This window comes from Pseudomonas syringae group sp. J248-6 (assembly GCF_032586995.1).
In the GTDB taxonomy this organism is placed as follows: Bacteria; Pseudomonadota; Gammaproteobacteria; order Pseudomonadales; family Pseudomonadaceae; genus Aquipseudomonas; species Aquipseudomonas amygdali.
In genome coordinates, this window is sequence record NZ_JAWHOP010000003.1 from 148,923 (window position 1) to 158,282 (window position 9,360).

At 61.0% G+C, this 9,360-nt stretch carries 9 protein-coding genes; 1 reads left to right on the plus strand and 8 read right to left on the minus strand.

Features of this window, described 5'->3' with window-relative positions; translation table 11 throughout:
• Positions 1 to 129: 129 nt before the first annotated feature.
• From RYC17_RS05000 to RYC17_RS05035, 8 genes are all read right to left on the minus strand, one after another.
• On the minus strand, positions 130 to 1,326 hold the full coding sequence (locus tag RYC17_RS05000) for a PotD/PotF family extracellular solute-binding protein (RefSeq protein WP_122258632.1): 1,197 nt from the start codon (positions 1,324 to 1,326) through the stop codon (positions 130 to 132).
• Positions 1,323 to 2,330, minus strand: a complete 1,008-nt coding sequence (locus RYC17_RS05005) for a CobW family GTP-binding protein (RefSeq protein WP_058409581.1) — start codon at positions 2,328 to 2,330, stop codon at positions 1,323 to 1,325. The genes RYC17_RS05000 and RYC17_RS05005 overlap by 4 nt, the downstream gene beginning before the upstream one ends.
• On the minus strand, positions 2,327 to 2,626 hold the full coding sequence (locus RYC17_RS05010) for a hypothetical protein (protein ID WP_003431302.1): 300 nt from the start codon (positions 2,624 to 2,626) through the stop codon (positions 2,327 to 2,329). Before RYC17_RS05010 ends, RYC17_RS05005 begins: the two co-directional genes overlap by 4 nt.
• A gap of 22 nt (positions 2,627 to 2,648) precedes the next feature.
• Positions 2,649 to 3,398, minus strand: coding sequence for an SDR family NAD(P)-dependent oxidoreductase (locus RYC17_RS05015; protein WP_219170013.1), 750 nt, complete (start codon positions 3,396 to 3,398; stop codon positions 2,649 to 2,651).
• Between the two features lie 31 nt (positions 3,399 to 3,429).
• A complete protein-coding gene (locus RYC17_RS05020; protein ID WP_058409583.1) occupies positions 3,430 to 4,191 on the minus strand; it encodes an SDR family NAD(P)-dependent oxidoreductase in 762 nt (253 codons plus the stop codon).
• 10 nt (positions 4,192 to 4,201) lie between these two features.
• The gene (locus tag RYC17_RS05025; protein ID WP_058409584.1) at positions 4,202 to 5,542 is read right to left on the minus strand and encodes an MFS transporter; all 1,341 of its coding nucleotides are present in this window, start codon (positions 5,540 to 5,542) and stop codon (positions 4,202 to 4,204) included.
• Between the two features lie 27 nt (positions 5,543 to 5,569).
• On the minus strand, positions 5,570 to 6,451 hold the full coding sequence (locus tag RYC17_RS05030) for a polysaccharide deacetylase family protein (protein WP_002554892.1): 882 nt from the start codon (positions 6,449 to 6,451) through the stop codon (positions 5,570 to 5,572).
• A 76-nt stretch (positions 6,452 to 6,527) separates the two neighbouring features.
• Positions 6,528 to 7,901, minus strand: a complete 1,374-nt coding sequence (locus RYC17_RS05035; RefSeq protein WP_316902606.1) for an amidase — start codon at positions 7,899 to 7,901, stop codon at positions 6,528 to 6,530.
• A 345-nt stretch (positions 7,902 to 8,246) separates the two neighbouring features.
• Here RYC17_RS05035 and RYC17_RS05040 point away from each other — a divergent pair, with 345 nt between their 5' ends.
• Complete coding sequence (locus RYC17_RS05040) at positions 8,247 to 9,239, plus strand: GntR family transcriptional regulator (protein WP_404944477.1); 993 nt, start codon at positions 8,247 to 8,249, stop codon at positions 9,237 to 9,239.
• The last annotated feature ends 121 nt before the right edge of the window (positions 9,240 to 9,360 follow it).

Genomic DNA, 9,360 nt, shown 5'->3' on the forward strand with positions numbered 1-9,360 from the left:
ACGCAGAGCGTCACGAAATGCATGCCAACGCGGAGCATTGGCACGATGGTGCTCTGACGATTATCGTTCCGCACGCTCCAGCGTGGGAATGCCGTTCTGGACGCTCTGCGTCCGCTCTTGAATGCGTGCCTAACGCGCTTTGGCGCTGCTTTTGCCACTGGCGCGCAGGATGTCGTTCCAGCGGCGGACCAGGTAGTTGTGTTCGTTCATGACGGAGTTCCAAACCGCGATGTGGCCCATGCGTTCCTCGTAGGAACCGCCGTCGCGGATCTCTCCGGCGTCGATCAGTGGCAGGCCGTCGCTGCCGAGCAGTTGCTCGCGGGCAGGTAGACCGGCGTACCAGTAATCCCATTCAGCGGCGCTCAGATGATCACGACTGCGCGCCGGATTGCCGATGTAATACCCCTGCCGTGCCATTACTGCGCCCGGCCAGCCGGACAGCCACCAGTTCAGGTAGGCGTAAGCTGCATCCAGCACCGGGCCTTTGGCGTGGCGTGATAACGACAGCCCGCCGAACCAGCCGCGATAACCCTCTTTGGGCACTGCGACGCGGTACTTCACACCCGCGCGGTGCAACCTGACCAGGGTCGGTGACCAGAGGCTCTGAATGTCGATGGTCGGGCTGAGCATCAGTTCGGCGGCTTCTTCGTCATCTGACCAGAACGCGCCAAAATGCCCTTGCTGCTGTTTACGCACCAGCACGTCGGCCAGCACGTCGATTTCTTCGATGCTCATGTTGCCGATGTCCTTGAACGCCGCCAGCCCCGCGCCCTGCACGGCCAATGCGGCATCCAGAGCGCCGATGGCAGCATCGCTCTGCAAGGCGATGCGCCCACCCCACACAGGGTCGAGCAGCCAGCCCCAGCTTTCGTCAGCAGGGCTCAGCCCATCCGGCAAACGCTCGGGGCGATAGGCAAAACTGTCGGCGTTGTGGGTCAGCGGCAACATGCTGATGCGCTCAGTCACCGTACTGCCCAGGCTGCCATCATGCTGCACGAACAAACGTTCACTGGGCACACTGCCGCTGCCCGGTTGGTCGGTGGGTCTCAGTCGCCCCTGTTTGGGCAGGTCATTGATTTCATGCCAAAGCGCGATGCGCCGCGTGTCGATGGGTTGAATGGCCCGCGCAGGCCAGACGAAATCAACGTTATGAAACCACTGATCGTAAAGGTCGTAGCTGTCGGGCTGCATGACCGCGATGCGTTGCGCGGTCTGCACGTCATGGATCTGATAGATCAGCTTGATGCCCAGCTCCTGCTCGGCCCGCTCACGCAAGGACTCCAGCAAGGTCACGGACGTACCCAGCACACGCAAGGTAATGGTCATGCCACAGACTCGCTGAGTGATGGCGCGAAGCTGCTGGAAAACACTTCGAATGAACGACGCAGCAACTCGGGATCAAGACCGCGCAGGATGAACACCAGCCGGGAAGTACGATCCTCTCCTGGCCAGGCTGCAAGATGCACCGGTGCATGCAGGCAATGCTGCACACCATGAATCACGATGGGAGCCTGGTTGTCGTTCACGTTGAGCAGTCCTTTGACACGGAGGATTCGTTCACCGTGGCATCTTAACAGCATCGACAGCCACACCCCGAAACCGACCCAGTCCAGAGGCCGCTCGAACGTCAGGCAACAGACCTGCGCATCACCATGTCGCGCGGAAGTCGACAGCACCCGATGCAGTTGCCAGCGCGTCACTTCAGCGGCCGGTTCGTCGCTGCGCATGCCCTCGCCCAGCAACAGTTGATCACCACTGTGGATCTGCGCCGTATCCCGCAGCGGCGCAGAGAAATTCAGCGCTTGCAGGCGCTGACGAAGCGCGTCCAGTGCGGGCTGATAGACCAGATCGGTCTTGCTCAACAACAGCCGGTCCGCCGCCGCGATCTGAGCCAGCCATTCCGGATGCAGACGCTCTTGCAGCGTCGCGTGACAGGCGTCCACCAGCGTGACGATCAGGCCGATATGAAAACGCCCGCGCAGTTGCGGATCATTGCTCAGCGTGGTGAGAATCGGGGCCGGATCCGCCAGGCCGGTGGTCTCCAGAATCACCCGGCGAAACGCTGGAATCTCGCCACGATTACGCCGCTCCAGCAGGCCGAGCAACGCATCTTTCAGTTCCCCCCTGACGGTGCAGCAGACACAACCGCTGGGCAGCAGAACGGTATCCGGGGCAACCTCTTCAACCAGCAGATGATCGATACCGACATCGCCGAATTCGTTGATCAATAGCGCAGTTTCGCCCATGTCTTCATCGGCCAGCAGGCGTTTGAGCAACGTGGTCTTGCCGCTGCCGAGAAAGCCGGTAATCACATTGAGAGCAATGCTCATGAGGACCTCTGCAGGTGGTCGAGCAAACGGGAATCCAGCGGGTCGAGCGGGCGACCAATCAGTAACTCGGCTTTCTGCCAGAGCTGCTCCAGGCCGGTCGCCAGTTCCTGCTTGCCGGTAGCCCCCAGCAGAAGGTAGGAAACGCCCTGAAAGTCCTCGACCTTGAGACGAAACGGCGCCACGACCTTGTTGATCGCAGCAATACGCCGCAAACGCTCACGCCGCCGGGGCAGCTCGGCAGCCAGCGGGTCGCTCCAGTGCACGTCTTCGCCCAACAGCCCGCACAATCCACACATCAGGTGTTCTCCAGCAGTTTGCTCATGGCATGACGTCGCCTGAATTGGGGCCAAGCGTCTGGCCGACGAACAGGTTGCCACCCGGCTCGCTGGCCAGCAGCACAGCCACCGGCGCAACTTCCTCGGCCAGACCGAAACGTCCCAGCGGCAACTCGGCGGCCTTGGCGGTTTTCCACGCGCTGCTGATCCCGGCAACCAGCGGTGTTTCGATAGGACCGGGAGCGATGGCGTTGACCAGCACGTTGTCCTTGGCGACTTCCAGCGCCAGGGATTTGCTGAAGCCGATCACCCCGGCCTTGGCGGCGGCGTAATGGGTCAATTCGGCACCGCCCTTGATACCCAGTTGCGAAGCGACATTGATGATGCGCCCCCAACGCTGGGCAATCATGTGCGGCAAGGCGCGCTGGCTGGCCACGAATACGCTGGTCAGGTCGACGCGCAGCATGTCGTTCCACATCTCGATGCTCAGGTCGACGCAACGTGCCTGGGTCAGCATGCCAGCGTTATTGACCAGAATGTCGATGCCGCCGAAATGCTCGACGCAGGCATCGACACTGGCCTGCGCACCCTCGACGCTGCCGACGTCGGCCACGCATTCCTGCACCTGCGCGCCGAGCTGACGGCAGTGTTCGGCAACCTTGGCCAGATTGACCGGATCACGGTCGCCCAGCACCAGATGCGCACCTTCACTCGCGTAGGCACGTGCGATGGCGGCACCAATGCCGCTGCCTGCACCGGTGATCACCGCACGTTTTTGTTTGAGTTGTTGCATGGGTCGGGTTCCTTGGTTGAGTTTGCGCGATCTAACCCGGCCAGCGCACGGTCAGGCCACCGTCGATCACGATGCTTTGCCCGGTCAGGTAACTGGCTTCATCGCTGCACAGAAAACGCACCAGCGCAGCGACTTCATCCGCTCTACCGACACGGCCCAGCGGGATGGCTTTGGCTGCCTGCGCCAGACCCTCAGGGCCCAGCGAGTTCTTGCTGTCCAGCGACTGTGGCGTTTCGATCAAACCGGGAATCACCGCATTGCAGCGGATGCCCTTGGGCGCCAGTTCCACCGCCAGCGAGCGACACAACCCTGGCACACCCGCCTTGGCGGCGGCGTAATGGGAATGGTCCTGCCAGCCGTAGACACCACCGGCAATCGAGGAGATCGCCACCAGCGAACCGCCCTCGTCCATATGCCGGGCGGCGGCGCGAAAAGTACGCATCACGCCGGTCAGGTCAACGTCGAGCATCTCGTCCCAGCGTTCGTCGGTCATTTCCAGCAAGGGCGCACGACGCAACAATCCGGCATTGGCCACTGCGTAATCGATTCGGCCATAGGCCTTGATCGCTGCCGCAGCCAGATCATCGACCGACTCGGTGCTGGTCACGTCCAGCGGCAACATCAGGCATTCGCCACCCGCCGCCTCCACCAGCCTGCGGGTTTCATTCGGGTCATGCGGGTCAGCCGGATAGAACCCGCCTGCCACCGCCACACCGTGCCGGGCAAAAGCCACTGCCAGCGCTTGGCCGATGCCGCTGGCGGCACCGGTTACTACTGCAACTTTACGAATCATGTGTTGCTCCTCATTTCACGGTTTCAGGTCGCACATGCCTGGCCGCAAACATCAGTGCACCCGACAGGAAGCAAGGCAGCGCGCCGAAATACAGCGCCGAGGTCTGCCAGTCTCCGCCTGCACTCAATACCGACGTGGCACCGAAGCCTGCGACCACGGCACCGAGCGGGCCCATGGCGTGAATGATTGCGCCGCCCGTTGCACGAATGCTGGTCGGGAAGCTTTCGCTGATGAAGAACAAGGCCGCCGAGTAAGGGCCGATCAGAAAGAACAGGCCAAGGCTGTACAAGCCAACGACCGTCACCATGTTGCTCGGCCCGTAGAGCATGCCGGCGAACGCCAGACCACCCAGCATCCAGCCAAGACCGATCACGTTACGACGACCGATGCGGTCCCCCATCCAGCCGTGACACAGGTAACCGCAATAACCCACCAGGTTGGACAGCACCAGAATGATCAGCGAGTTCTCGAACGAGATGTGGTGAACGCTGACGATCACCGTTGTGCCCAGCACGCTGAACACCTGAATAGCCGCCCAGTTGAGCAGGATCGCAGCACCGATCACCAGCGTGGCGCGGCATGAAGAACCACGGAAGGCAGCACCGATCCCCGCTTTGCTGTGCTCGTCGTAATCGACCCCGTAGGTTTGCGCCACAGCCTGTGCCTGGCTCACGTCGCCCTTCTTGCGCAGTTGGGTGATGCGTTGATGGATCTGGAACTGCGGGCTCTCTTTGAGCTTGCGCGCCATGATCGCGATGACGATGGCCGGAATGGCCGCGAACACGAAGCAACCCTGCCAACCAATGATCGGCAGCAGCACAGCGGTCAGCCCTGCTGCGATCAAAGCGCCGACCGGCCATCCGCCCTGCACCAGGCTGTAGATGAAGCCACGGCGCTTGGCCAGACGCGGGTCGTCGGATGCCGCGTAGATTTCGCTCAGGTAGGTCGCGTTGACCGTTTCTTCGGCATAACCCAGACCGCCCAGCGAACGAATCAGGATCAGCGGCGATTTGCCCCATGATCCGCCGATGGCCGTGAGCGCCGAGCAGATCGCCGAACCGCTCACGGTGAAAATGATACCCACGCGCCGTCCCAGGCGATCTACCAGCGGACCGATGGCCAGCGCCACCACCGCCGTGCCGACCGCGACCCAGGTCGCGATTTCGGCCTGTTCGACCTCACTCCAGCTGAAATGCCGACCGATTTCCGGTAACAGCGTGCCAAACAGAATGAAGTCATATACCGCAAACACCCACGCGAAAAACGCAATCCATGTGGCGAACCGTACTTGCTCCGGAGTCAATTGCTCAGGTTTCCAGCCGGTCAGGTCGAGCTTGTTGTAAATGGACATGAGTGACGCCTCGGACAGGGCAATGTATCAACGGGTACGGGGGTTACGACGCACGAAGTCGTCGGCAATCTCGTCGAAAGTGACGAACTTGACGCCTGCATGGCTTTGAATGTGCTCGATCAAGCGCTCCAGCATCAGCAGCACTTGCGGGCGACCAGACACGTCCGGGTGAATGGTCATGGTGAATACGGCGTGTTCATGCTCGCGATAGACCCAGTCGAACTGGTCGCGCCACATCTCTTCCAGGTGCCGGGGGTTGACGAAACCGTGGCTGTTCGGTGCCTTCTTGATGAACATCATTGGCGGCAGGTCGTCCAGGTACCAGTTGGCCGGAATTTCCACCAGATCGGTTTCTTCACCGCGCACCAGAGGTTTCATCCAGGTGTCCGGGTGCTGGCTGTAGTCGATTTTGGTCCACTTGTCGCCCACACGAACGTAGTAAGGATGAAAGTCGTTGTGCATCAGGCTGTGGTCGTACTTGATGCCCTTCTTGAGCAGCAGCTCGTTGGTGACGTTGCTGAATTCCCACCAGGGTGCGACGTAGCCGGTCGGGCGCTTGCCGGTCATTTGCGTGATCAGGTCGATGGATTTATCGAGGACGATCTCTTCCTGCTCCGGGGTCATGGCAATCGGGTTTTCATGGCTGTAGCCATGCACGCCGATTTCATGCCCGGCGTCTGCCACGGCCTTCATCTGCTCGGGAAACGTCTCCATGGAGTGGCCCGGAATGAACCAGGTAGTGCGCAGACCATAACGCTCGAACAGCTTGAGCAGACGCGGCGCGCCGACTTCCCCGGCAAACAGCCCGCGAGAAATATCGTCCGGCGAATCTTCGCCGCCATAGGAGCCCAACCAGCCCGCTACCGCATCCACATCCACACCAAACGCACACAGAATTTCTTTGGCCATCTTTGTTCTCCCACGGGTTAATCAGAACGGCTTCGCGATGTACCGCACGCGGGCCGGTTTTAAATTCACAGGTTGTTCAAGGGGCTGCGATCAGTGCTTCCACGGCCAGCGCTGCGCGCAGCAACCGTGCGTCTTCCCCCGCAGGGGCGCTAAGCAACACTGCGGTGGGCAGGCCCGAGGCATCACAGCCGCTGGGCAGTGACACGCCGGGCATGTTCAGCAGGCTGCCCGGCATGGTCAGGCGCAGCGTGGCGAGGTTGGTTTGAATGAACAGATCTTCGTCGCTCAACAACTGCGCGAGCGGCGGCGCAACGTGAGCAACGGTCGGGGTGATCAGCAGCGCACCATCGAGTTCGAGGGTCAATTGTTCCTGCAAGCGTTCGCGCGCGGCGTACAGATTGACCAGCAGGCTGGCGGGCATATGCCGTGCCGCCTCCAGGCGCTTGCGCACTCTGGGGTCGAGCTGGCTGGCGGCGTCGCTGTCGAGCAACGACTGATGCAGCGCGAATGCTTCGGCAGCGCCAAGCCAGCCCTTCTGCTGAATCAACTGCAAGGTGGCCTGAAATGCCTGACAGGGGCGCACGTCAACAAAAGCACCGTGGTCATGCAGGATGCCGATGACACGAAACAGGTTGTCACGAACCGCAGGCTCGACACGCGGGTCTTCCAGCATGGCCTTGTCGACCAGAAACCGCTGGGTGGCCACACTGCGAGGCAGCAATGACGAAGGCTTGCTGCGCGCACACAGCAGGTCATCGATCACCAGCGCATCACGCACGCTGCGGGTCAGCGGACCGACACTGTCCAGTGTCAGCGCCAGCGGGAACACACCGTCGCGACTGTAGCGGCGGCTGGTGCTGCGAAACCCTACAAGACCGTTAAGCGCGGCCGGAATACGAATCGAACCTGCGGTATCGGTGCCCATGGCAATCGGCACAATCCCGGCAGCCACTGCAACTGCCGAACCTGAAGAAGAGCCGCCGGGAATGCGCGGCGTGCGGTCGCTCATCGGGTTGACCGGCGTACCAAAATGCGGGTTCAGGCCCAGCCCGGAATAAGCGAATTCGCTGAGGTTGGTCTTACCCAGACTGACCATCCCGGAGCGCGCCAGCAGCCCGACGCTCGGCGCATCCAGCAGTGCCGGCGAAAGGTTGTTGCGCAAGGCGGCACCGGCCGTTGTCACGCAACCAGCCACGTCGAACAGATCCTTCCAGGCAATCGGCACCCCATCGAACGGGCTCAGTGGCTGCCCGTGTTTCCAGCGGGCAGTGCTGGCTTCGGCTTCCCTGTAGGCACGTTCGACACTCATGGAAATGAATACATGGTCAACCTGAGCTGCCTGCTGCAGGGCCTTGTCCAGAACCTGCAGCGGGTCACTGCGCCCCTGAGCGAAGTCCTCAGCCATTGCGCAGGCATCACGAGTAACGCTGTGACTTCCTGTATCGATCATGGGCATCGGACCTTTAAAATGTACTTATTAGTAAAATGTACATTTAACAAAGGCAGATTCCATGCCAATCTGTGCTAACAGGCTTTCGGCCGCGCCATAGATCAGGTCCCTTCGGGCGGGAACCGCCGTGCTAGAACTCTCTCTGCAAATGACTCAATCCGTTGTGGCAATGCTTGAGCCGAACACCAGAGCTTCATAAAGAAATAATGTATCTTTTACAAAAGGTACATTTCAGTGCAAAAAAGTAACGGTGGCCCCATGAGCGAGCATCAGTACGTGGCCCAGGGTGACAACGGCGCATCTGTGCGAGAATTGCCCGTCAACCGCCAGAAGTGTATGAAACCGATGTCAGAAGAGGACACGCGCACCGCGTCGCGTTACGCCACGATCCGTGAGGTGTTGCGTAACGCAATCGTCTCGGGTGCGGCTGCCAATGGACTGGTGCTGCTTGAAGCACCGTTGGCAGAACTGTTCGGCACCAGCCGGGTGCCGGTGCGCAAGGCGCTCAATCTGCTGCATGAAGAAGGCTTGATCAGCCGCTTCGATGGCCGGGGTTATCTGGTCAATCCTGACGCCGGGGAAGTCGAGCCGTTGCGGTTGAGCCTGAGCCACAAGCAGTTTGGGCTGGACAGCAGCGAAGAGCTGGTCGACACCCGCCCACTCGGCGAACGAATTCATGACGAGATCGGCGCGGCGCTGTCGGCCTGTATCGCCTTTGGTCATTATCGGCTGGATGAACAAAACGCCGCGCAGCATTACGGCGTCAGCCGCGCGGTGGTTCGCGAGGCGCTGATGCGTTTGCGTGATCGCGGCCTGGTGGAGAAAGAGCCCTACTCACAGTGGCTGGCAGGGCCGCTGACGGCACGGGAAATCACCGAAGACTACGAACTGCGCGCCTGCCTTGAGCCTGAAGCCCTGCGCCAGACCGCGCCGCAATTGAGTCGCGAAACCCTGGAAGCCATGTTGGCCAGAGTCATTCAGGCGCAAAACGCCGAACAGTGCAGCCTGGAGGAGATAGAGCGCCTTGAGGACGACCTGCATCAGCAGTGTCTGGGCGGGCTGCAAAACCGCAAGATAGCCACCCTGATCAGTCAGGCGCAGAGCCCGATGATCATCAACCGGATTTTCTACCGGTTGCTGGACATTGGCGCGGATGAAGCGATGCTGGCCGAGCACCGGCTGATCATTGAGTTATTGCTGCACGGTGCTTTCGACGCCGCGGCCTTGAACCTCAAGGAACACCTGCAACGCGCCCGGCAGCGCATGCTCCAGCGCCTGAAAGTGCTGTCGGTGCTGCCGGAGCAGGAAGTGCCGGGGTACCTGACGCGACTGAGCTGAGGCGGGGCTGGAAGATTCATTGCACACGCTCCAGTGGGAACGCTGTTCTGGATGCTCTGCGTCCAATCCTGAGCGCGCGGTGCGGCGACGATTTGTGACGCGGAGCGTCACCAACGGCATG

Excerpts from the sequence above, each read along its gene's own strand:
- RYC17_RS05000 (WP_122258632.1), bottom strand. The coding sequence starts at position 1,326 with ATGACCATTACCTTGCGTGTGCTGGGTACGTCCGTGACCTTGCTGGAG.
- RYC17_RS05005 (WP_058409581.1), bottom strand. The coding sequence starts at position 2,330 with ATGAGCATTGCTCTCAATGTGATTACCGGCTTTCTCGGCAGCGGCAAG.
- RYC17_RS05010 (WP_003431302.1), bottom strand. The coding sequence starts at position 2,626 with ATGTGTGGATTGTGCGGGCTGTTGGGCGAAGACGTGCACTGGAGCGAC.
- RYC17_RS05015 (WP_219170013.1), bottom strand. The coding sequence starts at position 3,398 with ATGCAACAACTCAAACAAAAACGTGCGGTGATCACCGGTGCAGGCAGC.
- RYC17_RS05020 (WP_058409583.1), bottom strand. The coding sequence starts at position 4,191 with ATGATTCGTAAAGTTGCAGTAGTAACCGGTGCCGCCAGCGGCATCGGC.
- RYC17_RS05025 (WP_058409584.1), bottom strand. The coding sequence starts at position 5,542 with ATGTCCATTTACAACAAGCTCGACCTGACCGGCTGGAAACCTGAGCAA.
- RYC17_RS05030 (WP_002554892.1), bottom strand. The coding sequence starts at position 6,451 with ATGGCCAAAGAAATTCTGTGTGCGTTTGGTGTGGATGTGGATGCGGTA.
- RYC17_RS05035 (WP_316902606.1), bottom strand. The coding sequence starts at position 7,901 with ATGATCGATACAGGAAGTCACAGCGTTACTCGTGATGCCTGCGCAATG.
- RYC17_RS05040 (WP_404944477.1), top strand. The coding sequence starts at position 8,247 with ATGTCAGAAGAGGACACGCGCACCGCGTCGCGTTACGCCACGATCCGT.